Source organism: Micromonospora sp. WMMC250, assembly GCF_027460215.1.
Lineage (GTDB): Bacteria > Actinomycetota > Actinomycetes > Mycobacteriales > Micromonosporaceae > Micromonospora > Micromonospora taraxaci.
Window position 1 is genome coordinate 964730 of the sequence record NZ_JAPZBJ010000002.1, and the last position, 26573, is coordinate 991302.

The window sequence follows — 26573 nt, forward strand, 5'->3', positions numbered from 1 at the left end:
CGAAACGCCGAACCGACGGTCTCAGCGCTGCTCGTCGAAGACCGCCACCGCCTCGGTGACCTCCGTCGCGGCCCGTTCGGTCCACGCTGAGGGTGGGGCAGACCGCCGGGCGGTGGGGATCGTCATCGGCACGTACACCCGGGCGTCCACTGCCTCGGCCAGCAGCAGTGCCGCCATCATGCTGGTCGGGCGCCGCTCGGGCTCGTCGGCGAGGCAGGAGTGGCACAGGTCGGCCACCTCGGGCGGCAGCCCGTCGATCGCGGGTAGCCGCTCCGGCGGCTGTCGGCGGCGTACGCCGAGCAGGTCGCCAGCGGTGACCGCGTGGTACGGCAGGCGGGCGGTGAGGCTGTAGTAGAGCAGCACACCGAGGGCGTACATGTCGGCGGCCGGGGTGGCGGGCTCCCCGTCCAGCTGCTCGGGGGCGAGGTACGCCGGGGTGCCGACCACGATCCCGTCGGGTAGCGGGTCCGGGGTGCCGGCGGGGACGGCGATGCCGAAGTCGAGGACCTTCACTCCGGCCGGGGTGAGCATGACGTTCGCCGGTTTGACGTCGCGGTGGACGATGCCTTCCGCGTGTGCGGCGGCCAGTGCGGCGGCGACCTCCGCGCAGACCCGCACCGAGATCCGCCAGTCCAGCGGCCCGGCCCGCAGGTGCGCGGCGAGCGTCTCACCCTCGGCCAGTTCCATCACGATGTACGGCACCGGGCGACCGGGCAGTGTGGAGGACGTGCCGAAGTCGTGCACGCTCGCCACGTTCGGGTGCACGAGGCGGGCGGCGGACCGGGCCTCCGTGCGGATCCGTTCCACCGGGCTGTCCTGCTCGTGTGGACCGGGCAGGATGAGCTTCACCGCGACCGGCCGGTCCAGCACCTGGTCGTGTGCCCGCCACACCTCGGACATGCCGCCCATGCCGATGCGCTGCTCGAGCTGGTACCGCCCGTCCAGCGTGCGCATCGGCCACTCCTCGTTCACGCCCCGCCGACTTACGGGTGCTCACGTCGCGGTACCCGAGCGCCGACCTGGGCAAACCGGCGCGGGTCGCGCTGGGCAAACCGGCGCGGTGGCGCTGGCCAAACCGGCGCAGGCCGGCCTGCGCACGTCGCTGCGGCGCGGCGGCCGGTGCGGTAGCTTGCGAGCCAGAGCCGGTGTCACCCACTGTGCCGGCACGGTCACCTTGAGAGGCGCCGCGATGAGCGAGGTCACCGTACGCTTCGTCGGCGGGCCCGCGGACGGACTGGTCCGGCTGCTGCCGGCCGGGTCGGACGGCGCCCCACCGCAGCGTTGGATCATGCGGCATCCGGACGGCACCGGCCCGGTGCAGCCCGGCCCCGACCACCTGTACGAACGCGACCGCCCGGACGGCACCGGCGGTTGGAGCATGCGCTTCGTGCGCACCGACGCGTACGGGGTGTCCGAGTGACCACGAGGCGGGGCTGACCGGTGGCGACGCCGGAGTCCCGTCGGCCCGGCCGCACAGCCGGCACACAGGCTCCGCAGGGGCGTGGCACAGGCGTTGCGGCCACGATGGGCGGCATGGTCATGAACGGGCAGGCCGCACCGAGCCGGATCGAGCTGCGCCGCCCCGACGGCGAACCCGTCCGGGTGCTGGTGGTCGACGACGAACCCACGCTCACCGACCTGCTGTCGATGGCGCTGCGCTACGAGGGCTGGCAGGTCCGCAGCGCCGGCAACGGGATGGCGGCGTTGAGTGCCGCCCGGCAGTTCCAGCCGGACGCTGTGGTGCTCGACGTGATGTTGCCCGACCTGGACGGCTTCCAGGTGCTGCGTCGACTGCGCGAGTACGCGCCGACCGTGCCGGTGCTCTTCCTGACCGCCCGCGACGCCGTCGAGGAACGCATCGCCGGGTTGACAGTGGGCGGGGACGACTACGTCACCAAACCGTTCAGCCTGGAGGAGGTGATCGCCCGGCTGCGCGCGCTGCTGCGCCGCTCCGGGTTCGCGGTCGCCGCCCGGGAGGACGCCGTGCTGACCGTCGGCGACCTCAGCCTCGACGAGGACAGCCACGAGGTCCGCCGAGCGGGCCAGTTGGTCACGCTCACCGCCACCGAGTTCGAGCTGCTGCGCTACCTGATGCGCAATCCGCGTCGGGTGCTCAGCAAGGCGCAGATCCTCGACCGGGTGTGGAACTACGACTTCGGCGGCCAGGCCAACGTGGTGGAGCTGTACATCTCGTACCTGCGAAAGAAGATCGACGCCGGCCGCGAACCGATGATCCACACGCTGCGCGGTGCGGGCTATGTCCTCAAACCCGCGGAGTGACCGCCGACCGTTGCGTGCCGCCCGACGGTGGCTGGCCGGCCGCTCCCTGCGTACCCGACTGGTGTTCGCCCTGCTCGCGCTGCTGGCGGTGGTCGGCGTCGCGATCGGCGGCCTCACCACGGTCGCGCTGCGGCACTTCCTGATCGACCGTCTCGACGCCCAGTTGGCGCCGTCGGCGGGAATGCGCGGTGACCGTCCGGGGCGGCCCGCGTTCCCGGGCAGCGGACCCGGCGTGCCACCCGGGTCGCCGTCGGGCACGGTGGTCGCTGTGATCACCGACGGGCGGGTGACGAGCGCCCGGACCCTGACCGACAGTCCGTCCAGCGGCGAGCCGTTCCCCGACGAACAGGCCGTCCCGGTCGGGGATGTCGCCGCGCTGGCGGGCCTGCCGGTGGACGCCGAACCACGCACCGTCGACCTCGGGCCGCGCGGCGACTACCGGGCCGTGGCCCGGCAGTACTGGGACGGCCGGGTACGCGTCGTCGCGATACCGCTGTCCGGGGTGCAGGAGACCGTCTGGTGGATGGTGGCCGCGCAGGCCGCGGTGGCCGCCGTCGGGCTGCTGGTCGCCGGTGCGGCCGGCGCACTGATCGTCCGGGCCACGCTGCGCCCGCTCCACCGGGTGGCCGCCACCGCCACCCGGGTCACCGAGCTGCCGCTGGACCGTGGCGAGGTGGCGCTCGCCGTCCGGGTCCCGGAGGCGGACACCGACGCCCGCACCGAGGTCGGACAGGTCGGCGCGGCGTTGAACCGGATGCTGGGCCACGTCGCCGACGCGCTCTCCGCCCGGCAGGCCAGCGAGACCCGGGTACGCCAGTTCGTCGCCGACGCCAGCCACGAGTTGCGGACTCCCCTCGCCGCGATCCGCGGCTACGCCGAGGTGGCCCGGCGCGGTCGGGACGAGGTTCCCCCCGACGTGGCGCACGCGTTGCGTCGGGTCGAGTCGGAGAGTACCCGGATGACCAGGCTCGTCGACGACCTGTTGCTGCTGGCCCGGCTCGACGCCGGTCGGCCGCTCGCGGCGGACCCGGTGGACCTGACCGCGCTGGTGGTGGACGCGGTCAGCGACGCGCACGTCGCCGGCCCTGACCACCGCTGGCAGCTCAGCCTGCCCGAGGTGGCGATCCGGGTGCCCGGTGACTCTGCCCGGCTGCACCAGGTGGTCGCGAACCTGCTGGCCAACGCCCGGGTGCACACTCCACCCGGCAGCACGGTCACCACCACCCTGGCCGTCGCGGACGACAACGCCGTGCTCACCGTCGCCGACGACGGGCCCGGGGTGCCGGCGGAGCTGCAACCGGAGATGTTCGAACGATTCGCGCGCGGCGACAGCTCCCGCTCCCGGGAGCACGGCAGCACCGGCCTCGGCCTGGCGATCGTGGCGGCCGTGGTGGAGGCCCACCGGGGAACGGTGGGTGTCGACAGCCGCCCGGGTCGGACGGTGATCACGGTGCGGCTGCCGAACCCCACAGCTGACACATAGTCGGCGCACGGCGTCCCGCCAGCCCCGCCGCCGAGGCTGACCGCATGGACAGAACCGAGACCCTGCCGACGACACCCGCCGAGCCGGAGCCGTCGACGACCACGCGCCCCGACGAGCACCCGCCGCCGCGTCGCTCGCCGGCCTGGGCCCGGCCCGCGCTGGCTGGCCTGCTGCTCGCCACCGCTGTGCTCTACCTGTGGGGTCTGGGCGCGTCCGGCTGGGCGAACTCCTTCTACGCCGCCGCCGTGCAGGCCGGCTCGGTCAGCGGGAAGGCGTTCCTCTACGGCTCGTCGGACGCCGCCAACTCCATCACCGTCGACAAGACCCCCGCGTCCCTGTGGCTGATGGCCCTGTCCGTACGAATCTTCGGGTTGAACAGCTGGGCGATGCTCGTCCCGCAGGCGCTCTGCGGCGTCGCCTCGGTCGGCGTGCTCTACGCCACGGTGAAGCGCTGGTACGGGCCGGCCGCCGGTCTGATCGCCGGCGCGGTCCTCGCGGCCACCCCGGTGGCGACGCTCATGTTCCGGTTCAACAACCCCGACGCGTTGCTGGTCCTGCTGCTGGTCGCCGGGGCGTACGCCACCGTCCGGGCGGTGGAGTCGGCGAGCACCAGGTGGATCGTGCTGGTCGGTGTGCTGGTCGGCTTCGGCTTCCTCACCAAGATGCTCCAGGCGTTCCTGGTGGTGCCGGTCTTCGCCGGTGTCTACCTGCTGGCCGCGCCGACCGGGCTGTGGCGACGGGTCCGGCAGTTGCTGCTGGCCGGTCTGGCGGTGCTGGTCTCCGCCGGCTGGTGGGTGGCGCTCGTCGAGCTGGTCCCGGCCGGCGCCCGCCCGTACATCGGAGGGTCGCAGGGGAACAGCATCCTGGAACTCACTCTCGGCTACAACGGCCTCGGCCGGATCACCGGCGACGAGGTGGGAAGCGTCGGCGGCGGAGGCGGGCGCCCGGGAGGCGGCGGTCCGTTCTCGGGCCAGACCGGCGTCCTGCGCATGTTCGGTGGCGAGGTCGGTGGTCAGGTCTCCTGGCTGCTGCCGGCCGCCGTGATCCTGCTGGTCGCCGGGCTGCTGGTGGCCGGCCGGGCGGCCCGTACCGACCGGACCCGGGCCGGGCTGCTGCTCTGGGGCGGCTGGCTGCTGGTCACCGGTCTGATCTTCAGCTTCATGTCCGGGATCTTCCACGCCTACTACACGGTGGCGCTCGCCCCGGCGATCGGTGCGTTGGTCGGCATCGGTGGCACGCTGCTCTGGCAGGAGCGGCGACCGGCCGTGGCTCCGGCTGTCGCCGGGAACCCGGCGGCTGATCCGGTGCCGGCGTCCACCGACGGTGTCGCAGGTTCGCGACGGCAGCGGTGGCGTCCATGGGCGGCCACGGCGACGCTCGCCGGCACTCTCGCAGTCACCGTCTGGTGGGCGTGGGCGCTGCTCGGGCGCAGCCCCGACTGGTACCCGTGGCTGCGGGGCGTCGTGCTCGTCGCCGGTCTGGTCGGCGCGGCGCTGCTCCTGCTGGTGACCCGGCTTCCCCGCCGGTCGGTGCCGGTGGTGCTGGGTCTGGGCATCGCGGCGGCCCTCGCGGGCCCGGCGGCGTACGCGGTGCAGACCGCGTCGACGCCGCACACCGGTTCGATCCCCAGCGCCGGCCCGTTCGTGGCCGGCGGTTTCGGGCGCGGCGGTTTCCCGGGCGGGCGACCGCCGGGCGGGATGGAGCTTCCGGCCAACGGCCAGTTCCCGGGCGGCGGTCAGTTCCCGGGCAGGGGGCAGTTCCCGGGCGGAGGCCGTGACGGCGGTCAGACGCCCACCGCACCCGGTGGTGGTCGACAGACGGCCGGTGGGCAGGGACGTCCCGGCGGTGGGGGGATGGGCGGTCTGCTCGACGCCCGCGAGCCCAGCGCCGCGCTGCGCGAGTTGCTGAAGCGCGACAGCGCCGACTACACCTGGGTGGCCGCCACCATCGGCTCCAACAACGCCTCCGGCTACCAGCTCGCCACCGGAGATCCGGTGATGCCGGTCGGCGGGTTCAACGGCAGCGATCCGTCGCCGACGCTCGCCCAGTTCCAGGGCTACGTCGCCGATAGAAAGATCCACTACTTCGTCGATGGTGGCGGCTTCCGGGCCAACGGTGGCAGTTCCGCCTCCCAGGAGATCGCCGCCTGGGTCGCGGAGACCTTCACGGCGCAGACCGTCGACGGCGTCACCGTCTACGACCTGAGCACCGGCACGGAGGCGTCGTGACCGCGCTCAACGCACAGCGGGCCGCCGTCCAGACCCGACCCGCCGCCGCCGGCGCGGTGCTGGACGTGGTGATCCCGGTCTACAACGAGGAGACCGACCTCGGCCCGTGCGTACGACGGCTGCACGCCCACCTGACCGAGCACTTCCCGTACCCGTTCCGGATCACCATCGCGGACAACGCCAGCGTCGACGACACCCCGGCGCTGGCTGACCGCCTCGCCACCGAACTGCCCGGCGTCGACGTGCTGCACCTGGAGGCCAAGGGGCGGGGAAGGGCCCTGTCGGCGGCCTGGTCCGCCTCGTCCGCGCCGGTGCTGGCGTACATGGACGTGGACCTCTCCACCGATCTGGCGGCGCTGCTGCCGCTCGTCGCGCCGCTCATCTCCGGCCACTCCGACCTGGCGATCGGCACCCGCCTGGCGCGTACCTCCCGGGTGGTACGCGGTGCCAAGCGGGAGGTCATCTCCCGGGCCTACAACCTGTTGCTGCGGGGCGCGTTGGCGGCGCGGTTCTCCGACGCGCAGTGCGGGTTCAAGGCGATCCGCGCCGACGTGGCCGGTGAGCTGCTCCCGTTGGTGCGCGACACCGGCTGGTTCTTCGACACCGAGTTGCTGGTCCTCGCCCAGCGGGCCGGTCTGCGCATCCACGAGGTGCCGGTGGACTGGGTGGACGACCCGGACAGCCGCGTGGACATCGTCGCCACGGCCCTAGCCGACCTGCGGGGGGTGGGCCGACTGGGTCGGGCGTTGCTGACCGGCGCGCTGCCGTTGACCGCCCTGCGCGCCCAGTGGGGCCGCGGGCCGCTGACCGTGCCGTCCGGCCGGGAGTCGCTGACCGTGTCACCCGACCGTGCGTCGCTGGCCGTGTCACCCGACCGTGCGTCGCTGACCGGCCCGGCGACTCAGGTGCCCGTCGGGTTGCCCCGGCAGTTGGTCCGGTTCGCGGCGGTCGGGGTGGCCAGCACCCTCGCGTACCTGGTGCTGTTCGTGGCCACCCGGGGAGCCCTCGGCGCGCAACAGGCCAACCTGCTGGCGCTGCTGGTGACCGCCGTGGGGAACACGGCCGCGAACCGCCGGCTGACATTCGGCATCACGGGGCGTCGGCACGTGGGGCGGCATCACGTGCAGGGTCTGCTGGCTTTCGCGCTCGGTCTGGCGCTGACCAGTGGCTCGTTGGCCGTCCTGCACGCGGTCCACGCCGTGCCGGCCCGGCCGGTGGAGCTGGCCGTGCTGGTGGTCGCGAACCTGGCCGCGACCGTGCTGCGCTTCGTGCTGCTGCGCCTCGGCATGCACCATCGGCGCGGCTGAGGCGGCGGTCAGTCGGCAGCGGCCTCACGGACCAACCGGCGTGCCTCGTCGCGGGGCACGCCGGTGGCCCGCAACAGGTCGTTGGCGGCGGTGCGGAGCTGGGACACCACGATCGTCCCGGAGAAGCCCAGGCCCTGCCGGCACGCACCACCCGCCTCCCGGACCGCCCGCAGCACCCGCGCGCGGGCCTGCACGGGCTCCTGGGCGGCGAGGAACTCCCGGTTCAGCAGCCGGACCGCCTCGCCCAGGTGCTCCACCGCCGCCGGCAGGCCGGCCGGCACCGGCTCCTCGTCGCGCAACGTGGTGCCGATCCGGCGGACCAGCCCACGGCTGTTGCGGAAGGCCCGCTGCATGTGGGTCACCCCGCCGCGGTACGCGGCGATCGCCCGTCGTCGACGCCACCGCACCGGTGAGAACCGGACCACCTCGTCGGCGGCGTTCGCCACCTCGGTGAGCCGTTTGAGGGCCGGGTCGGCGGCGCGCATCCGCTCCAGCGTCGCCTGCGCGCGCCCGCTGTCCGCCTCCGCGAGGGCCTGCGCCGACGCGGTCATCTCCCGGGCGAACAGGTCCAGGGCGGGTTCGGCGGCCCGGCGTACCGTCCGCAGCGGGTTGATCGGCAGGAGCACGAGCATCACCAGCAGGCCGGCCGCCCCGCCCACCAGTGCGTTGATCGTGCGCGGCCACTCCAGGTCGGGCGCGGTCGGGGTGAGGGTGGCGATCAGCACCGCCGTACCGCCAGCCTGGGTCATCAGCGCCCCGGTGCCGCGTACCAGCACCGCGATCGCGATCGCCAGGAAGACGATCACGCCGGTCTGCCACGGCCCGGTGCCGAAGAGGCCGATCAGCAGGTCGCCCGCGCCGATGCCGAGCACCACCCCGGCGACCAGCTCCAGCGCGCGGTGGGCGCGTCGCCCGAGGGACGCCGCGATGACGGCGACGGCGGCGGCCGGCGCGAAGGTCGGTTCCGGGTTTCCGAGGACCTCGCTGGCCACCACCCAGGCCAGGGCGGCGGCCAGCCCGGCCTGCAACGCCACGATGAGGTACGTCTGCAACCGCCGGTAGCCGCCCCGGCCGGCGTCGACGAGCCGGGCACGCAGCCCTTCAGGCGACCTGGCCGTCGTCGTCATGGTCGCGGTTACCCGACGCGACCGGGCGCGAACCTGTCAGGCCGGGTACGCCATGGTCGCGGCCAGCGCCACCACCCCCGGCAGGCGGGTGTCCTGGCGCAGGAACTGCACCACCACGGGCACCGGGGACCGCAGCAGGGCGCCGTACGGTCGGTCCAGCCGTACCGCCTCCGGGTCGATCAGGTCGTTGAGCCGGACGTGGCGTACCCGGCGGGCGTCCACGGGCAGGGCGTACGGGCCGACGGGTTCGGCGTCCTCGTAGTAGATGTGCAGCTCGACGTCGGCGCGCCGGTCGGTGGTGTTCAGGACGCAGAGTTGGTCGAAGCCGGTGAACTCCGGCTCCGGGCCGTTGCTGGGGAACGGGATGTGCCCGCCCGGCACGACCCAGAGGCAGGCGCCGACGTCGGGCATCAGGTCTCCTCCAGCAGTCGGGCGAGGTCCGGGCTGAGGAACACACCGTCCGGGTCGAGCCGGCGGCGGGCCGCCTGGAAGTCGTCCCAGCGGGGATAGAGGGGCCGCAGGTCGCCGGCGGTCAGCCAGTGCTTCTTGCCCCAGTGCGGTCGGCCCCCGTACTGGCGGAACACCGTCTCCATGTCCCGGAAGTAGTCCTCGTAGGGCAGCGAGGTGTTCTGCAGGCAGGCGATAGTGGTGGTGGGCCGCCCGTACGCGTTGCTCAGCCAGATGTCGTCGGCGGCGATGCTGCGCACCAGCACCCGCCAGCCGGCGACCTTGCGGTGCCGTCGCATGATCCGGGCTCGGACCTCGGCGAAGCAGGCGGGGAACGCCTCCGACGGCAGCATGTACTCGATCTCCTCGAACCGTAGCTCCCGTTCCTGGGGGATGGTGCGGTGGATCGGCCCGGACCGGATCTCGTGGGGCGCTCCCCACGGGCCGGAGTCCGGCACCCGCGGCGCGGCCCACACCCGCGCGTCGGGCCCACCATCGACACGGTTCAGGGTGCGGATCTGGGTCTGGTCGCTGCGCGGGTACCAGTAGAAGTCCATGTTGCGGTTGGTGTGCTGCAACTCGGCCAGGTGGTCGAGGGTCCACTCGACGTGCGCGCACCACGCGCGACGGCGCAGCTCGTAGCGGGGCTGCACGTCCAGGGTGACCTGGGTGACCACGCCCAGTGCACCGAGCGACAGGCGGGCGGCCGGAAAGAGGTCGGCGTTGTCGTCGGCCGAGATGTCCAGCACGTCGCCGGTGCCGGTGACGAGGCGGACGCCGGTCACCTGGGTGCACAGGTTGCCGAAGCCGAGGCCGGTGCCGTGCGTGCCGGTGGCCGTCGCCCCGGCGATCGACTGGTAGTCGACGTCGCCGAGGTTGTCCATGGCCAGCCCGGCGTCGTACAACCCCTCGCCGAGGGTCTTGAGCTTGGTGCCCGCCCACACCCGGGCCCGGTCGTGGTCCTCGTCGATGACACCGGCGAGCCGGTCCACGCTGAGCAGGATGTCGTCGGTACGCGCCAACGGGCTGGACGAGTGACCGGACCCGACCGGGCGGATCGTCCGGCCGGCCTCCCGCGCGCGGACGACCAGGTCCCGTACCGCGTCCTCGTCGGCCGGCTCGGCGTGCTTCCTCGGGGTGAACGAGAGGCTGCCGGACCAGTTGACGAACCGTCGCATGCGGGGGACTACCCGGCGGCGCGACCGGTAGTCGCCGACTGCTGTTTCCGGCGTCCTGCCCCGGGTAAGCGCGCCGCGTGCCGGTTCCCGGCTCGATCACCCCGCCGATCGACTCGTACGCGTTCCTCTCCGACACCCACACCGGGGCGCTCGTCGGCGCGGACGGCACCGTCGACTGGTTCTGCGTGCCGCACTTCGAGGGTGACGCGGTCTTCGCACGCCTGCTGGACCGGCGCGTGGGTGGCGCGTTCACGCTCGCGGTCGAGGGCAGTGCCGAGCGGGCCCGCCGCTACCTGCCGGGCACGCTGGTGCTGGAGACCGTGCACCGCGCGGCCGGGGGGGAGCGCTGTCGGTCAGGACTTCCTGGCGGTCCGCGCGGGTGACGCCGCCCAGCCGTTCCGCGCGGGGATGCTGCTGGTGCGCCGCCTCACCGTGCTCCGGGGTTTGGTGCGGGTACGCGCCGAGGTGACACCCCGGCCCGGCTACGGCACTCACGCTGTCGGGTGGCACCGCGACGGTGACCGGTGGGTGGCGGCCGACGCCGGGCTGGGGCTCCGCTCGACGCTGCCGTTCCGCGTGGACGGCGCGATGTTGCGGGCCGAGGCGGTGCTGCACGAGGGGCAGACGGTCGACGTGCTGCTCGACTACGGCGCAGGCCCGGTCGAGGCGGTCGACTCCGCCGACCTGTTGGCGCAGAGCTGCCGGACCTGGCGCGAGTGGTCCGACCGCGCGGACTACACCGGCCACGGCAGCGCGCAGGTGCGGCACAGCGCCACCGTGCTGCGGGGCCTGTCCTTCGACGAGACCGGTGCGTTGCTCGCCGCGCCCACCGCCTCGCTGCCCGAGGAGATCGGCGGGGTCCGCAACTGGGACTACCGCTTCACCTGGCACCGCGACGCCGCTCTGCTGCTGCTCGCCCTGTTCCGGCTGGGCCACGCCGAGGAGGGCCGTCGCTACCTGCGTTTCCTGTTGACGACCTGCGCCGGTGCCGGCGCCGACCTGCCCCCGCTCGTCGGGATCCACGGGACGACCGGTGAGGAGAGGGTCCTCGACCACCTCGACGGGTACGCCGGCTCCCGCCCGGTGCGCGTCGGCAACGAGGCCGCCCACCAGGTGCAGTTCGACACGTACGGGCACGTGCTCGACGCCGCGCTGTCGTACCAGCAGCTGACCGGCGAGTTGACGGGTGCGCAGTGGCGGGTGCTGCGCCGGCACGTCGACACCATGGCCGCCCGGTGGCGGGAACCCGACCACGGCATCTGGGAGATCCGGGGACCGCGCCGGCACTACGTCAACTCGAAGGTGATGGCCTGGGTCTGCCTCGACCGGGGCATCCGCCTCGCCGAGCTGCTCGGCGACGACGACGCGCCCGTCGACAGGTGGCGCACCAACCGCGATGCCGTCCACGCCGAGGTGATCGCGCGCGGTTACGACACCAGCATCGACAGCTTCGTGCTGGCGTACGACTCGACACGGCTCGACGCCTCGCTGTTGCGGATACCCCTGGTCGGGTTCCTCCCCGGGGACGACCCTCGGGTGGTCGCCACCATCGACCGCGTCCGGCGGGACCTCGCCGTCGCACCGGCGCTGATCCGGCGGTACGCGATCGACGACGGCCTGCCCGGCGAGGAGGGCGCGTTCCTGCTCTGCTCCTTCGAGTTGGTCTCAGCGTTGGTGCTGGCGGGGCGGCGCGACGAGGCGGCGGACCTGTTCGACCACCTGTGCGGGTACGCGGGACCCCTCGGCCTGTACGCCGAGCAGGTCGACGCGGCCGGCACCGCGCTGGGCAACTACCCGCAGGCCTTCACCCACCTCGCGTTGATCGAGGCGGCCCTGAACCTAGACGCTGCCGGCGATTGCGACGCCCTGCACGCGTGGGCGGACCGGAGCGTGTGAATCACATCCTGTGGTGAGGCTGGGAGTCCGGCAATGTGCCCGCGACGCGGATGGCGATCAGCGTACGGTGAAGGACAAGTCCGGCTTTCTGGGTCAAAAGCCTCACCGCTGCATGCTCGGGACGCCGGTGTCGAGACGGCGAGCGCAAGGAGCGATCGGTGGAACATCTGGCCTACCTGGACGCGGGATCCGGCAGCCTGATCGTGCAGGCGGTCGTCGGCGGGGTGGCCGGCGCAGCGGTCGCCGCGAAACTCTACTGGCGACGGCTGGTCGACCGGTTCCGCCGGCAACCCACCGACCAGCGCTGAGCGGGCCAACCCGACGATGGCGATCTCACCCACCGAGGCACGGCCCGAACCGGCCTCCTTCCGCGACCCAGCCAACCGGGTCTTCCACGTCGGCGACGAGGTGCTGCGCGGACTGGACCCCCAGGCCGCCGCGCACTGGCGGGCGCTCAACGGCAGCACGTTCTTCCCGGCGCTCGTCGCCGCGCGCAAGGTCTGCGCCACCGAGGACGCCCCGCCCACCCTCGTACCCGCCGCGACCGGCAGCCCGTGGGCCGCCGTGCTGCGCCACGAGCGCATCCCGTTCGTCTCCCACCCGTACGAGTGGTCGTTCAGCATGCTGCGCGACGCCGCGCTGCTGCACCTGGAGATCCTGCGGGCCGCGCTCGGCGAGGGCTTCACCACCAAGGACGGCTCGGCGTACAACCTGCAGTGGCGCGGCGCCGATCCGGTCTTCATCGACATCGGCTCCTTCGAACCGGTGCGCGACGGCGAACCGTGGGCCGGCTACCGGCAGTTCTGCCAGACCGTGCTCTACCCGCTGATGCTCACCGCCCACCTGGGCGTCGACTTCCAGCCGTGGCTGCGCGCCCGCGTCGACGGCATCGAGGCCGACGAGCTGCGACCACTCTTCGGCGGAACCCGCCGGCTGCGCCCCGGCGTGCTGACCCACCTGCACCTGCACGGGGCCATGCAGCACCGCAACGCCGCCGCCAGCACCACCGAGGTACGCGACCAACTGCGGGCCGCCGGCTTCTCCCGGGAGTTGCTGCTGGCCACCGTACGAGGCATCGAGAAACTGGTCCGCAAACTGGATCACCGCCCCGCCGGCAGCCACTGGTCGGACTACCAGGTCACCTGCGGCTACTCGGCCCGCGACCGCGTCGCGAAGGAACAGTTCGTGGTCACCTCCGTGGCCGGCGGCGCACGCCCCCGCCTGGTGCTCGACCTCGGCGCCAACGACGGCCGGTACTCCCGGTTGGCGGCCGGGCACGCCGACTACGTGGTCGCCGTCGAACAGGACCCTGCGGTGGTCGACGAGCTGTACCGCAAGCTGCGCTCCGAGGGGCAGCGCCGGATCCTGCCGCTGGTGCTGGACCTCGCCGACCCGTCACCGGGCGGCGGTTGGCGGGGCGTCGAACGGGCCGGCTTCGCCGACCGGGCGTCCGCCGACGTGGTGCTCGCCCTGGCCGTCGTGCACCACCTGGCGATCGGGCGCAACGTGCCGCTGCCGGAGGTCGTCGACTGGCTGGCCGGGCTGACCGCGCCGGGCGGCAGCGTGGTGGTCGAGTTCGTCCACCCCGAGGACCCGATGGCCACCCGGCTGTTGGCCAACAAACCCGCCGGAATCTTCCCGGACTACCGACGCGACACCTTCGAGACGCTGCTCGCCGCCCGGGGCCGGATCACCGAGCGGCTGGAACTGCCGTCGGGCACGCGCACGCTCTACCGAACGGTGATCGGTGGCTGAACCGTCCGCCGCCACCCCGTCGACAGCAGTAGTGCGGTGGGACCAGGGCTGGCGCGGTGAGTTGGGCCGGCTGCTGGAGGTGACCGCGCTGGTCGGGCTGGTCATCACCCAACCGCTGCTGGACGTGCTCGGCCGCAGCCCCGACTTCTTCCTCTTCCACCGCGCCGACCCGGCCCAGATCCTGCTGCTGGTCGCCCTGGTGGCGGTGCTGCCCACGACCGGGATGGCGCTGCTCGGCGCGCTCAGCCGACTGGCCGGCCGGACCGTCCGCGCCGTCACCCACACCGGGCTCGTCGGGCTGCTGATCGCCGCCCTCGCCGTTCAGGTGGGCCGACACGTGACGCCGCTTCGGGGCGTACCCCTGCTGGTGGTGGCCCTGCTGGGCGGAGCCGGCGGCGCTGTCGCGCACCGGCGGTGGCGGGCGCCGCGCCTGGTCCTGCGGCTGGCCGCCGCCGGGCCGGTCGCCTTCGTGGCGCTGTTCCTGTTCGCCTCGCCCACCTCCGCGGTGGTCCTGCCGCGCGGCGACGGCGGCGCGGCCGGCACCGCGCAGGGCGGGGGCGTGCACCCGCCGGTGGTGATGCTGATCCTCGACGAGCTGCCACTGGTCAGCCTGCTCGGCGCCGACCAGACGATCGACGCGACGCGGTTCCCGCACTTCGCGGAGCTGGCCGGAGCGTCCACCTGGTACCGCAACGCCACCGGCGTCAGCGGATGGACACCCAACGCGCTGCCCGCGATGCTCACCGGCCGCTACCCGGCGAAGCCGGTCGCCCCGCACTACTCGCAGTACCCGGACAACATCTTCACCGCCTTCGGCGGCCTCTACGACATCCGCGCCGAGGAGAGCATCACCCGCCTCTGCCCGCCCAGCCGGTGCGAGCAACCGGTCACCCCGGAACAGGGGCTCGGCGTGCTGGCCCGGGAGACCGGCAAGCTCCTCGGCCGGATCGCCGGGCCCACCGAGAGCACCGTCGACCCGGAGGACTCCTACCGGGAGCAGACCCGCGTCGAGGCCGGCCTGGACGCCGCCGAACCGGTGCCGGCCGACCCGAAGTTCCGTTGGGACAGCCTGGACGACAACCAGCCGGCCCGGTTCACCAGCTTCCTGGCCGGGCTGAAACCCGCGCCCCGGCCCACGCTGCACTTCCTGCACCTGCTGATGCCGCACTCGCCGTGGGCGTACCTGCCGTCCGGTGCCCGCTACGACGCCCCCGAGGACCTTCCCAACGACGGCGCCGGATGGGTCGACCTGGCCCGGCAACGCCACCTCGCCCAACTCGGCTACACCGACCGGCTGATCGGCGAGACCCTGCGGACGCTGCGCGCCAGCGGCCTCTACGATCAGTCCCTGCTCGTGGTGACCGCCGACCACGGCGTCAGCTTCCGCCCTGGCGCTCAGGGCCGGGGCATGGACGCGATCAAGGCCGCCGCCGGCGAGGTCGCCTGGGTGCCGATGTTCGTCAAGGAACCCCGGCAGCAGGCCGGCCGGGTGGACGACCGCAACTGGGAGCACGTCGACCTGCTGCCGACCGTCGCCGACGAGGCCAACATCCGGCTGCCCTGGCGCGTCGACGGCCGTTCCGCCCGGCAGGCCCCGCGCACCGACGGCACGAAGCACTTCTACGACCGCCCAGGCGTTCCGACCACCTTCCCCGGCGGAGTGCCCAGCCCGCCACCGCTGCCGACCCCGCACCCCCTGATCGGTACGCAGGTGCGCGCCGGCCCGGCCGCCGGCAACGCCCGGGTGGCCGACCTGGCCGCGTTCACCGCCATGGACCCGGACACCGGAACCCTCCCGGCGCTCGTCTGGGGCGACGTCCCGGACCAGATCCCGGACGGCACGCTGTTGGCGGTGGCCGTCAACGGCCGGATCGGGGCCGTCGTCCCGGCGGTGCCCGCCGACCCCGGCGGCCGTCGGTTCGCCGCGCTGCTCACCGACGACACGCTGTTCCGCGCCGGCGCCAACCAGCTCGACGTCCTCCAGGTCACGCCGGACGGTACGCTGCGACGCCTCACCCTGTCGTGACCTGGGCTCCGGTACGGTGCGGCCGGCGTCCCGGCCCTGCTCCAGACTGGCGGTCTGGCCCGGTCCCGGCCGGCGTCCCGGCCGGTTTTCGGCCGGGTCCCGGCTGGCGGGATGCCGGGTTTCCCGGCGGCCCGGTCGGGAATCGGGTGACGCATGCCTCACCGCAGAACCACGGCGGGCGTTGTCCACCGAGCCGCAATTACGGTAGAAGCGAAGGCAATTCAACGTAGATCTGCCGGCGAAGCGAGGAACCACATGACGGAAGTCAAGCTCGATCACCCCGGTGGGCAGCTGTCGATGCCGGTACATCCCGCGGTCGAGGGCCCCGCCGGTATCGGGGTGAGCAAGCTGCTGAAGGAAACCGGGATGACCACGTACGACCCCGGTTTCGTCAACACCGCGGCTGCCTCATCCGCGATCACCTACATCGACGGCGACGCGGGGATCCTGCGTTACCGGGGATACCCGATCGAGCAGTTGGCCGAGAAGTCCTCCTTCCTGGAGGTCTCGTACCTGCTCATCTACGGTGAGCTGCCGACCGAGCAGCAGCTGACCGAGTTCACCGAGTGGATTCGGCGGCACTCCCTGCTGCACGAGGAGATGCGTCGCTTCTTCGACGGCTTCCCCCGGGACGCCCACCCGATGGCGGTGCTGTCGTCCGCGGTGAGCGCCCTGTCCACCTTCTACCAGGACAGCCTGGACCCGTTCGACTCCGAGCACGTGGAGATCTCCACGGTCCGGCTGATGGCGAAGGTCCCCACCATCGCCTCGTACGCGTACAAGAAGTCCATCGGGCAGCCCCTGCTGTACCCGGACAACTCCCTCGGGTACGTGGACAACCTCCTGCGGATGACGTTCGGCGTGCCGGCGGAGCCGTACGAGGTCGACCCGGTGATGTCGAAGGTGCTGGACATGCTCTTCGTCCTGCACGCCGACCACGAGCAGAACTGCTCCACGTCGACCGTCCGCCTGGTCGGCTCCAGCAACGCCAACCTGTTCGCCTCGGTCTCGGCCGGCGTGAACGCGCTGTTCGGCCCGCTGCACGGCGGCGCGAACCAGGCGGTGCTGGAGATGCTCCAGCAGATCCACGCCGGCGACGACGACGTCCGGTCCTTCGTCCGCAAGGTCAAGGACAAGGAGGACGGCGTCAAGCTGATGGGCTTCGGCCACCGGGTCTACAAGAACTACGACCCGCGCGCGGCGATCGTCAAGAAGGCCGCGCAGGACGTGCTGGGCCGCATGGCCAAGCCGGACCCGCTGCTGGACATCGCCATGGAGCTGGAGGAGATCGCGCTCGCCGACGACTTCTTCGTCTCCCGTCGGCTCTACCCGAACGTGGACTTCTACACCGGCCTGATCTACAAGGCGATGGGCTTCCCGACCAAGATGTTCACGGTCCTCTTCGCGCTCGGCCGGCTCCCCGGCTGGATCGCGCAGTGGCGCGAGATGATCAGCGATCCGGAGACCAAGATCGGCCGTCCGCGGCAGGTCTACGTCGGTGCCGCCGAGCGGGACTACGTCCCCTTCAACGAGCGCTGACCCCCATCGCTCGTAGCACCACAGCTCGCCGTACCACCGCAGGCCGTCGACCCGCTCGGGTCGACGGCCTGTCGCCTTCCGTCGGCCGCGTCGGTCTGTCCCTGTCGTTGGTCGCGTCGGGCTGTCGCCTGTCGCCTTTCGTCGGTCGCCGCGTGGCGGCCCTCAGCCCGGTCAGGTGGGCTTGATCGACTCGGCTTCCTGGAAGTCGGGGCATCGGTGGCGCTGAGATACCGTGCCTTCACGGAAACCGAGTCGATCAAGCGCGACTTGCGCTCCCGGCGGGTGTCAGAAGGCGGAGATGTCCTGCGCCCGTTCGCTGCGGCTCAACGCGCTGATCAACGCGGACTGGCCACGGCGGCGAACGGCCAGCCGCACCAGCAGGTCGCGGACCGGGTCGAAGACCTCCGCAGGGAACTCCGGCGTGGGTACGCCGATGCTCACCGCGAGGTCGTCGGAGTGGACCACGACCTCCAACTGGCGGGTCAGCAGGAAGTCACCGCGCCGCAGGGCCCAGCCCTGCCACGGAATGGGTACGACGTCCCGGGCCGCGCCGCGTGCCAGCAGGTTCCCCGCCTCCTCCAACCCGGCGGCGGACCGGGCGTGCAGATCGGCGGGGCCTCGGGCCGCGTCGGCTTCGTCGTTGCTCGCGGCGACCGAGGCTTCGTCCGGGGTTCCCTCGCTGACCCAGGCGGCCCGCTCGTAGTGGTTGTCGGCCGACTCCAACACCGGCAGGTCGCTTGGCGTCGGCAGCAGCTCCGCCGCCCGGATCGCCTGACGTCCCAGGTGGCACGCCAAACCGCCGATGGACAGGTGCGGCAGCACACTCGGGCGCGACCACTGCTCGGACACCTCGGGGCGTCGGATCAGGTCCAGAGCGATGGAAGCGGCAACCGGGAACGCGGAATCCAGGGCGTCGACAGGGCGAGACATCCGCACATTCTGGCAGCCCCGACCGGTCCCCGCCGTGCGGCGAGACGCGGCGCGGAACCGGACGGGCCGGGCGGCACGAACCGGCTGTCGAGCGCGTCACCGGTCGGCGGAATCGCGGATCGGAGTCTGGACCGGTAGACCCGGACTGGGCTGACGGACTGGGGACCGCCCGCCGGGGACTGTGGGTCCGCGGGCCAGGACCGGCGGGCCTTGATCGTCTCCATTTCGCCGATGTAGCGGCATCCCGACGTGATGTAACCGCCAGCTCGGCGATATGGAGTCGATCAAGCCCTGGGTCGGGGTGCGCGTCGAGCGCTGCGTCGGGGTCGCGTGATCGACTCGGTTTGCCGGAAGTCGGGGTGTCCCAAACGCAAGGACACCCCGACTTCAAGGAACGCGAGTTGATCAAGGGGTCCAGCGCGACCTCGAGGCCAGCGCGACCTCGAGGCCAGCGCGACCCCCGGGGTCAGCGCAGGCCGGCGGCGGCCAGCAGGTTGCCGTCGGGCAGCGCCGGTAGCGCACGACCCTGGGACATCCGCCGCTCGGCCCGCTCGGCGGTGAACGCGGCGTCGGAGTGGATGGCGGCGGCGTAGCTGGCGGCGGTGCGCTGGGCGATCGCGGACCAGCCGTACTGGTCGTGGACCATCCGACGGGCGCGGCGGGCCATGACGCGGGCCCGGTCCGGGTCGGACAGGAGCGCGTCGACGGCGTTGGCGAGCCCGTCCGGGTCGTGCGGGCGGAAGGTCATCCCGGTGACGCCCGGCTCGACGATTTCGGCGAGGCCGCCGGTGGCGGCGACGGCCAGGGGCGCGCCGGCGGCGGCGCCTTCGAGGGCCACCATGCCGAACGGTTCGTAGATGCTCGGCACGGCGAAGCAGTCGGACGCGGCCATCAGCGCCGGCAGGTCGGTGCCGCCGAGGAACCCGGGCATGGTGACCAGGCCGCCCAGACCACGGCGGTGCACCTCGGCCTCCAGTTCGGCGCGGTACGGGCCGTCGCCGGCGATCACGGCACGCAGCCCGGGGTGGCGCTCACGCAGTCGGGGGAGTGCGGCGATGAGGTGCTGGACGCCCTTCTCGTAGACGAGGCGACCGGCGAAGGTGACCAGCGGGCCGTTGCCGGCGAAGCGGGCCCGGGCGGCGGCGACCGCGCGCGAGGGCACCCGCCAGCGGTGCGGCTCGACGCCGTTGGCGACCACGTCGACCCGTCCGGCCGGTACGCCGAACAGCGCGTTCACCTCGTCGCGCATGTACCCGGAGCAGACGATCACCCGGTTGGACTCGCTGCTGAGCCACTGTTCGACGCCGTGGATGGTGCGGTTCATCTCCTCCGGCAGCCAGCCCTGGTGCCGGCCGGCCTCGGTGGCGTGGATGGTGCTGACCAGCGGGATGTCCAGGTGGTCGCGCAACGTCATCGCGGTGTGCGCGACGAGCCAGTCGTGGGCGTGGATGACGTCGTACGAGCCGGCCTGGGTGGCGCGCAGGGCGGTGCGGGTGAGGGTGTGGTTGAACGCCATGGTCCACGCCAGCAGGCTGCTGGTGGCAAGGGGGAAGGTGACCGGGTCCTCGGGGGCGCGCAGGATGCGCACGCCGTCGGCGTACTCCTCCAGGGGTGCGCCCTCGCAGTGGCGGGTGACGACGGTGACCTCGTGGCCGGCGGCGGCCAGGGCCACCGACAGGGCGTGCACGTGGCGGCCGAGGCCGCCGACGAGCACCGGCGGGTACTCCCAGGACAGCATGAGGATGCGGCGGGTCTGCGGGGGCACCCCGGGGCCGGACTGCGCCGGCACGGGCGTGCCGGGCTGCGCGGTAAGGCCGGGCTGCGCGGGGAGCTGGGGCCGGGAGGTCACGGTGGGCCGGTGGGCCCGGTCCTTGGTGGCAGCGAGCTGCTCATCGACCCGCAGGGTCGTCACATCAATCTCCGTCCATGCATGGTGGTACGCGCCGGCGTCAGTGGCGGCGGAGTGAGTGCGGAAAAGGGCGGCCGAGGGCCTGGCGGGCACGCGCGCGGACGCTTGTCCCCGATCAAGGAAAGTCCATCCGGCCCAAGAACGCACCTCGAAAACGGCCATCGTGACGGACAACACCTGAGGGTTTACCGCACATCAGACGGGTGGTTTTCGGGCACTGCCTGAAAGGATGGATTGGCGCGCCCGGGCCGGGGGCACTACCTGCGTGCGCGCGGGCAGCCTCGGCCGGTGCGCACCTCACCATGGGCAAGGGAGCGACATGCAGGTCTGGCCGGGCGAGCGGTACCCGTTGGGCGCCACCTACGACGGGATGGGCACCAACTTCGCCATCTTCTCCGAGGTCGCCGAGCGGATCGAGCTGTGCCTCTTCGACGAGTGGGACACCGGCGCGGAGCGCCGTGTGGAGCTGCGCGAGGTGGACGCGTACGTGTGGCACGCGTACCTGCCGGGCATCGAGCCGGGGCAGCGCTACGGCTACCGGGTGCACGGCCCGTACGACCAGGCGAACGGGTTGCGCTGCAACCCGCACAAGCTGCTGATCGACCCGTACGCGAAGGCCATCGACGGTGACATCCAGTGGGACCCGGCGGTCTACGACTACGAGTTGAACGAGCCGGAGCGGATGAACGAGACCGACTCGGCGCCGTTCATGCCGAAGTCGGTGGTGGTGAACCCGTACTTCGACTGGGGCAACGACAAGCCGCCGCGCACGCCCTACCACCACTCGGTGATCTACGAGGCCCACGTGCGCGGGTTGACGATGCGGCACCCGGACATCCCGGAGGAGCTGCGTGGCACGTACGCGGGCATCGCCTCCCCGCCGATGATCGACTATCTGACCCGGCTCGGGGTGACGGCGATCGAGCTGATGCCGGTGCACCAGTTCGTGCACGACCACCGGCTCGACGATCTGGGGCTGCGCAACTACTGGGGCTACAACACGATCGGCTTCTTCGCCCCACATCACGGCTACTCCGCGCTGGGCCGGACCGGTCAGCAGGTGCAGGAGTTCCGGGGCATGGTCAAGGCGCTGCACGCGGCGGGCATCGAGGTCATCCTCGACGTGGTCTACAACCACACCGCCGAGGGCAACCACCTCGGGCCGTCGTTGAGCTTCAAGGGCGTGGACGCCCCGAGCTACTACCGGCTCAGCGAGGAGGACCGGCGCTACTTCGTCGACTACACGGGCACCGGCAACAGCCTCAACGTGCGCAGCCCGCACTCCCTGCAACTGATCATGGATTCGTTGCGGTACTGGGTGACCGAGATGCACGTCGACGGTTTCCGCTTCGACCTGGCGGCCACCCTGGCCCGGGAGTTCTACGAGGTGGACCGGCTGTCCACGTTCTTCGAGGTGGTGCAGCAGGACCCGGTGGTCAGCCGGGTGAAGCTGATCGCCGAGCCGTGGGACGTCGGTCCGGGCGGCTACCAGGTGGGTAACTTCCCGCCGCTGTGGACGGAGTGGAACGGAAAGTACCGGGACACCGTGCGGGACTTCTGGCGTGGTGAGCCGGCCACCCTGGCCGAGTTCGCGTCGCGGATCTCCGGCTCGGCCGACCTCTACCAGGACGACGGCCGCCGACCGTTCCACAGCATCAACTTCGTGACCGTGCACGACGGGTTCACCCTCAACGACCTGGTGTCGTACAACGACAAGCACAACGAGGCCAACGGCGAGGACAACCGGGACGGCGAGAGCCACAACCGGTCCTGGAACTGCGGCGTCGAGGGCGACACCGACGACGAGGCGGTCCTGGCCCTGCGCGCCAAGCAGCGGCGCAACTTCCTGGCCACCCTGATGCTGTCGCAGGGCGTGCCGATGATCGGCCACGGCGACGAGCTGGGCCGCACCCAGCACGGCAACAACAACGTCTACTGCCAGGACAGCGAGTTGTCCTGGGTCGACTGGGACAACGTCGACGAGCAACTGTTGGAGTTCGTGCGGACGCTCACCGACTTCCGCAAACGGCACCAGGTGTTCCGCCGCCGCCGCTTCTTCACCGGCCTGCCGGTCGGCGGGCGCGGCACCGACGAGCCGCTGCCCGACCTGGCCTGGCACACCCCGGACGGTCGGGAGATGACCGGGGAAGACTGGGGCAACGACTTCGGCCGTTCGGTGGCCCTGTTCGTCAACGGCGAGGGCATCCGGGAGCGCGGCCAATACGGCCAGAAGCACCACGACGCGTCGTTCCTGCTCTGCTTCAACGCCCACGACGCGCCGTTGGACTTCACACTGCCCGGCAGCGAGTACGGCCAGAAGTGGGAACGGGTGATCAGCACCGCTGACCCCGAGCCCGACGACGCGACGGTGATCAGCGCGGGCGGCACCATCCGGGTGCCGGACCGCTCCCTCGTTGTGTTGGAGAGGACGATCTGACATGCCGGCCACCCCTCCGAAGGCCACCTACCGCATCCAGGTCCGCCCCGGCTTCGACCTGGACGCGACCGCCGCGATCCTCGACTACCTCGCCGACCTCGGTGTCAGCCACCTCTACACGGCCCCGCTGCTGACCGCGACGCCCGGCTCCCAGCACGGTTACGACGTGGTGGACCACCGGGAGGTCAACCCGGAGCTGGGCGGGGAGGCCGCCCGGCAGCGGCTGCTGCGCGCCCTGCGGGACAAGCAGCTCGGCCTGGTCGTCGACATCGTGCCCAACCACGCCGGGATCGCCGTCGCGCCGGCCAACCCGGCCTGGTGGGACGTGCTGCGCCGGGGGCGCGACTCGTCGTACGCCGACTGGTTCGACATCGACTGGGACCGGGGCCGGCTGCTGCTGCCGGTCCTGGCCGACGACCCGGCCGCCCTGGACGACCTCAAGCTGGTCGACGGGGAGCTGCGCTACCACGAGCACCGCTTCCCGGTGGCCGACGGCACCGGCGACGGCGACGCCCGCGCGGTGCACGACCGGCAGCACTACGAGCTGGTGTCGTGGCGTCGGGGTGACGCCGAGCTGACGTACCGCCGGTTCTTCGCCATCACGACCCTGGCCGGTCTGCGCGTGGAGGACCCGGCGGTGTTCGCCGCCACCCACGAGCTGATCCTGCGCTGGGCCGCCGACGGTGAGGTCGACGGCATCCGCGTCGACCACCCGGACGGCCTGCGCGACCCGGCCGGCTACCTGGCCCGGTTGCGGGAGGCCGCACCGGACGCCTGGCTCGTGGTGGAGAAGATCCTGGAGTACGGCGAGGAGCTGCCGGACTGGCCGGTGGACGGCACCACCGGCTACGACGCCCTGGCCATGGTCGGTGGGCTCTTCATCGACATCGACGCCGAGGGTGACTTCACCGTGCTGGACACCCACCTCAACGGCAAGCAGATCTCCTGGGAGGACCTGACCCACTCCACCAAGATGGCCGCCGCCACCCAGTTGCTCGCCGCCGAGCTGACCCGGTTGGCGGCCCTCGCCCCCGAGGTGCCCACCGAGCAGGCCCGCGCGGCGCTCGCCGAGCTGGCCGCCGCGTTCGACGTCTACCGGGGCTACCCGCCCGACGGTGCCCGGCACCTCGCCGCCGCCCGCTCCGAGGCCGGCCGCCGCCGCCCCGACCTGGCCCGCGCCCTGGACGCGGTCACCCGCCGCCTGCGCGATCCCGAGGACGAGCTGGGCCAACGGTTCCCGCAGCTCACCGGCGCGGTGATGGCCAAGGGCGTGGAGGACACCGCGTTCTACCGGTGGACCCGGTTCGTGGCGCTCAACGAGGTCGGCGACAACCCCACCCGCTTCGGGGTGCCACCGGCGGAGTTCCACCGCTTCGCCACCGCCCAGCAGGTCCGCTGGCCGGCGAGCATGACCACCCTCTCCACCCATGACACCAAACGCAGCGAGGACATCCGCGCCCGCCTCGCCGTGCTCAGCGAGCTGCCGGGCCGTTGGGCGGAGCAGGTCAAAACCTGGATGGAGTACGCTCCGCTGCCCGACCCGGCGTTCGCCCACCTGCTCTGGCAGACCGCCGTCGGCGCGTGGCCGATCGAGCGGGAGCGGCTGCACGCGTACGTCGAGAAGGCCGCCCGGGAGGCCGCGGCCTCGACCAGTTGGGCGGACCCGGACCCGGCCTTCGAGCAGGCGCTGCACGACGTGGTCGACCGAATGTACGACGACCCGAGCCTGCACGACGAGCTGACCGAACTCGCCGCCGCCATCACCCCGGCCGGCTGGTGCAACTCACTGGGGCAGAAGCTGATCCAACTCACCATGCCCGGGGTACCGGACACCTACCAGGGCACCGAGCTGTGGGACAACTCCCTGGTCGACCCGGACAACCGCCGGCCGGTCGACTTCGACGTACGCCGAGAGATGCTGGCACGCCTCGACGGCGGCTGGCGTCCCCCGGTCGACACCGACGGAGCGGCGAAGCTGCTCGTCGTGTCGCGGACGCTGCGGTTGCGGCGGGCGCACCCGGAGCTGTTCACCACCTACCGGCCGGTGGCCGCGCACGGGCCGGTGAGCCGTCACGTGGTGGCGTTCGACCGGGGTGGTGCGATCACCGTGGCGACCCGCCTGCCGCTGGGCCTGGCCCGTGCCGGCGGCTGGTGTGACACAGCACTGTCGCTTCCTGTTCACGAAGTGAAGGACCTGTTCACCGGGCGGGTCTACAGTGGCGGGGAGACTCCGCTGGACAATCTTCTGGCCGACTATCCCGTCGCTCTCCTGGCTCCTCTCACCGCCGCCGAGGAGGCCGCTTCATGACCGAATTCTCCGTCTGGGCGCCGGACGCCACCCGGGTGCGACTGCGCCTGGCCGGCAACACCGACCACGAGATGAACGCCGCCGCCGACGGCTGGTGGCGGGTCGACGTTCCCGACGCCGGCCCCGACTACTCCTTTCTGCTGAACGACGACGAAACACCGCTGCCCGACCCCCGTTCCCCGTGGCAGCCTGCGGGTGTGCACGGGCCGAGCCGCCGCTACGACCATCTTGCGTTCCAGTGGAGTGATTCCTCCTGGACGGGCCGGCAGCTGCCCGGCAGCATCCTCTACGAGCTGCACATCGGCACCTTCACCCCGGAGGGCACCTTCGACGCGGCCATCGACCGCCTCGACCACCTGGTGAACCTCGGTGTCGACCTGATCGAGCTGCTCCCGGTCAACGCCTTCAACGGCGAACACAACTGGGGGTACGACGGCGTCTGCTGGTATGCCCCGCACGAGCCCTACGGCGGCCCCGACGGCCTGAAACGGTTCGTCGACGCCGCCCACGCCAAGGGGTTGGGGGTGATCCTCGACGTTGTCTACAACCATTTCGGGCCCTCCGGGGCCTACGCGCCGCGGTTCGGGCCCTACCTGGCCGAGCAGAGCAACAGTTGGGGCCGCTCGATCAACCTGGACGGCCCGCACTCCGACGAGGTACGCCGCTACATCATCGACAGCGTGCTCATGTGGCTGCGCGACTACCACGTCGACGGGCTGCGCCTGGACGCCGTACACGCGCTGCCGGATTCGCGGGCTGTGCCTCTGCTCGAAGAGCTGGCGGTTTCTGTTGAATCCCTGTCGACGCACCTGGGCCGCCCGCTGTCGCTGATCGCCGAGTCCGACCTCAACGACCCCCGGCTGATCACCCCTCGGGAGGCTGGCGGGTTCGGGCTGCACGCCCAATGGAACGACGACGCCCACCACGCGCTGCACACGTTGCTGACGGGGGAGCGGCAGGGCTACTACGGGGACTTCGGCTCGCTGGAGACGCTGTCGGACGTGCTGACGGGCGGGTTCTTCCACGTCGGGACCTGGTCGAGCTTCCGCAACCGCCACCACGGGCGGCCCCTCGACTCGCGGGTGCCCGGTCATCGGCTGGTCGCGTACCTCCAGAACCATGATCAGATCGGGAACCGGGCTACCGGGGATCGGATCTCGGCCTCGCTGTCGCCTGCGTTGGTGCGGGTGGGGGCTGTGCTGCTGCTGACCGCGCCGTTCACTCCCATGTTGTTCATGGGGGAGGAGTGGGCGGCCTCTACGCCGTGGCAGTTCTTCACGTCGCACCCGGAGCCGGAGTTGGCCTCTGCGGTGCGGACCGGGCGGCGGCGGGAGTTCGCGTCGCACGGGTGGCCGGAAGGGGACGTGCCCGACCCGCAGGACCCGGAGACGTTCACTCGGTCCCGGTTGGACTGGGCTGAGCTGGACAAGCCTGAGCATGCCTCGATGCTGTCGTTCTACCAGCGGTTGATCGGGCTGCGGCGGTCGGTGCCGGACCTGTCGGATCCACGGATGAGCGCGGTGTCCGTGCAGCACGGGGACCAGTTCCTGCTGATGCGGCGGGGGGACACGCTTGTCGTGGCGAACTTCGCTGGGCGGGGGCAGGGGGTGTCGCTGCCTGGTGTGGCGCGGCGGGTGCTGTTGGCTACGGGGGAGGGCGTGACTGTTATGCGGGACCGGATCGAGCTGCCTGCGGAGACTGCGGCGATCGTGGCGCTATAACG

At 72.1% G+C, this 26573-nt stretch carries 20 protein-coding genes; 14 read left to right on the forward strand and 6 right to left on the reverse strand.

What is annotated here, in order from left to right; all coding sequences use genetic code 11:
• Positions 1 to 21 precede the first annotated feature (21 nt).
• Complete coding sequence (locus O3438_RS03860) at positions 22 to 954, reverse strand: serine/threonine-protein kinase (protein ID WP_269678613.1); 933 nt, start codon at positions 952 to 954, stop codon at positions 22 to 24.
• A 235-nt stretch (positions 955 to 1189) separates the two neighbouring features.
• On the opposite strand from O3438_RS03860, the gene O3438_RS03865 reads away from it, so the two are divergent.
• The 5 genes from O3438_RS03865 (at position 1190) to O3438_RS03885 (ending at position 7298) form a co-directional block, all read left to right on the forward strand.
• Positions 1190 to 1420 carry a hypothetical protein gene (locus tag O3438_RS03865; RefSeq protein WP_088989807.1) on the forward strand — a complete coding sequence of 77 codons (231 nt, stop codon included), beginning with the start codon at positions 1190 to 1192 and terminating at the stop codon, positions 1418 to 1420.
• A gap of 119 nt (positions 1421 to 1539) precedes the next feature.
• Entirely contained in the window at positions 1540 to 2280 is a 741-nt protein-coding gene (locus tag O3438_RS03870) for a response regulator transcription factor (protein ID WP_442929701.1), read from the forward strand.
• Between the two features lie 31 nt (positions 2281 to 2311).
• Positions 2312 to 3763: a sensor histidine kinase gene (locus O3438_RS03875; RefSeq protein WP_442929702.1), complete on the forward strand. Its 1452-nt coding sequence runs from the start codon at positions 2312 to 2314 to the stop codon at positions 3761 to 3763.
• A gap of 44 nt (positions 3764 to 3807) precedes the next feature.
• Positions 3808 to 5991 carry a glycosyltransferase family 39 protein gene (locus tag O3438_RS03880; RefSeq protein WP_269678616.1) on the forward strand — a complete coding sequence of 728 codons (2184 nt, stop codon included), beginning with the start codon at positions 3808 to 3810 and terminating at the stop codon, positions 5989 to 5991.
• The gene (locus tag O3438_RS03885; protein WP_269678617.1) at positions 5988 to 7298 is read left to right on the forward strand and encodes a glycosyltransferase; all 1311 of its coding nucleotides are present in this window, start codon (positions 5988 to 5990) and stop codon (positions 7296 to 7298) included. Before O3438_RS03880 ends, O3438_RS03885 begins: the two co-directional genes overlap by 4 nt.
• An 8-nt stretch (positions 7299 to 7306) precedes the next feature.
• Here the strand turns inward: O3438_RS03885 and O3438_RS03890 are convergent, their stop codons facing one another.
• The 3 genes from O3438_RS03890 to O3438_RS03900 are packed head-to-tail and all read right to left on the reverse strand — an operon-like array spanning position 7307 to position 10050.
• Entirely contained in the window at positions 7307 to 8425 is a 1119-nt protein-coding gene (locus O3438_RS03890) for an FUSC family protein (protein WP_269678618.1), read from the reverse strand.
• Positions 8426 to 8461: 36 nt separating this feature from the next.
• Positions 8462 to 8836 carry a sensory rhodopsin transducer gene (locus tag O3438_RS03895; RefSeq protein WP_208745037.1) on the reverse strand — a complete coding sequence of 125 codons (375 nt, stop codon included), beginning with the start codon at positions 8834 to 8836 and terminating at the stop codon, positions 8462 to 8464.
• The gene (locus O3438_RS03900) at positions 8836 to 10050 is read right to left on the reverse strand and encodes a D-arabinono-1,4-lactone oxidase (protein ID WP_269678619.1); all 1215 of its coding nucleotides are present in this window, start codon (positions 10048 to 10050) and stop codon (positions 8836 to 8838) included. Before O3438_RS03900 ends, O3438_RS03895 begins: the two co-directional genes overlap by 1 nt.
• A gap of 77 nt (positions 10051 to 10127) precedes the next feature.
• Here O3438_RS03900 and O3438_RS03905 point away from each other — a divergent pair, with 77 nt between their 5' ends.
• The 6 genes from O3438_RS03905 (at position 10128) to O3438_RS03930 (ending at position 17266) form a co-directional block, all read left to right on the forward strand.
• Positions 10128 to 10433, forward strand: a complete 306-nt coding sequence (locus tag O3438_RS03905) for a trehalase-like domain-containing protein (RefSeq protein WP_269678620.1) — start codon at positions 10128 to 10130, stop codon at positions 10431 to 10433.
• Positions 10434 to 10467: 34 nt separating this feature from the next.
• Entirely contained in the window at positions 10468 to 11946 is a 1479-nt protein-coding gene (locus tag O3438_RS03910; RefSeq protein ID WP_269678621.1) for a glycoside hydrolase family 15 protein, read from the forward strand.
• 158 nt (positions 11947 to 12104) lie between these two features.
• Positions 12105 to 12254 carry a hypothetical protein gene (locus tag O3438_RS03915; RefSeq protein WP_165947858.1) on the forward strand — a complete coding sequence of 50 codons (150 nt, stop codon included), beginning with the start codon at positions 12105 to 12107 and terminating at the stop codon, positions 12252 to 12254.
• A gap of 16 nt (positions 12255 to 12270) precedes the next feature.
• Positions 12271 to 13701: a class I SAM-dependent methyltransferase gene (locus tag O3438_RS03920; RefSeq protein ID WP_269678622.1), complete on the forward strand. Its 1431-nt coding sequence runs from the start codon at positions 12271 to 12273 to the stop codon at positions 13699 to 13701.
• The gene (locus tag O3438_RS03925) at positions 13694 to 15727 is read left to right on the forward strand and encodes a sulfatase-like hydrolase/transferase (protein WP_269678623.1); all 2034 of its coding nucleotides are present in this window, start codon (positions 13694 to 13696) and stop codon (positions 15725 to 15727) included. Before O3438_RS03920 ends, O3438_RS03925 begins: the two co-directional genes overlap by 8 nt.
• Positions 15728 to 15982: 255 nt before the next feature.
• Positions 15983 to 17266 (forward strand): citrate synthase, encoded by a 1284-nt coding sequence (locus O3438_RS03930; protein WP_145782519.1) that lies wholly within the window; start codon positions 15983 to 15985, stop codon positions 17264 to 17266.
• Positions 17267 to 17551: 285 nt separating this feature from the next.
• Here the strand turns inward: O3438_RS03930 and O3438_RS03935 are convergent, their stop codons facing one another.
• Together O3438_RS03935 and O3438_RS03940 are read right to left on the reverse strand one after the other, a co-directional pair.
• Positions 17552 to 18196, reverse strand: coding sequence for a maleylpyruvate isomerase N-terminal domain-containing protein (locus O3438_RS03935; protein ID WP_269678624.1), 645 nt, complete (start codon positions 18194 to 18196; stop codon positions 17552 to 17554).
• Between the two features lie 466 nt (positions 18197 to 18662).
• Positions 18663 to 20108: a glycosyltransferase family 4 protein gene (locus O3438_RS03940; protein ID WP_269678625.1), complete on the reverse strand. Its 1446-nt coding sequence runs from the start codon at positions 20106 to 20108 to the stop codon at positions 18663 to 18665.
• Between the two features lie 316 nt (positions 20109 to 20424).
• Here O3438_RS03940 and glgX point away from each other — a divergent pair, with 316 nt between their 5' ends.
• From glgX to treZ, 3 genes are read left to right on the forward strand one after another with little or no spacing between them, the layout of a single operon-like run.
• Positions 20425 to 22542 carry a glycogen debranching protein GlgX gene (gene glgX, locus O3438_RS03945; RefSeq protein WP_269678626.1) on the forward strand — a complete coding sequence of 706 codons (2118 nt, stop codon included), beginning with the start codon at positions 20425 to 20427 and terminating at the stop codon, positions 22540 to 22542.
• A 1-nt stretch (position 22543) separates the two neighbouring features.
• Positions 22544 to 24850, forward strand: a complete 2307-nt coding sequence (treY, locus tag O3438_RS03950) for a malto-oligosyltrehalose synthase (RefSeq protein WP_269678627.1) — start codon at positions 22544 to 22546, stop codon at positions 24848 to 24850.
• The gene (gene treZ, locus O3438_RS03955; RefSeq protein WP_269678628.1) at positions 24847 to 26571 is read left to right on the forward strand and encodes a malto-oligosyltrehalose trehalohydrolase; all 1725 of its coding nucleotides are present in this window, start codon (positions 24847 to 24849) and stop codon (positions 26569 to 26571) included. The genes treY and treZ overlap by 4 nt, the downstream gene beginning before the upstream one ends.
• Positions 26572 to 26573: the final 2 nt, after the last annotated feature.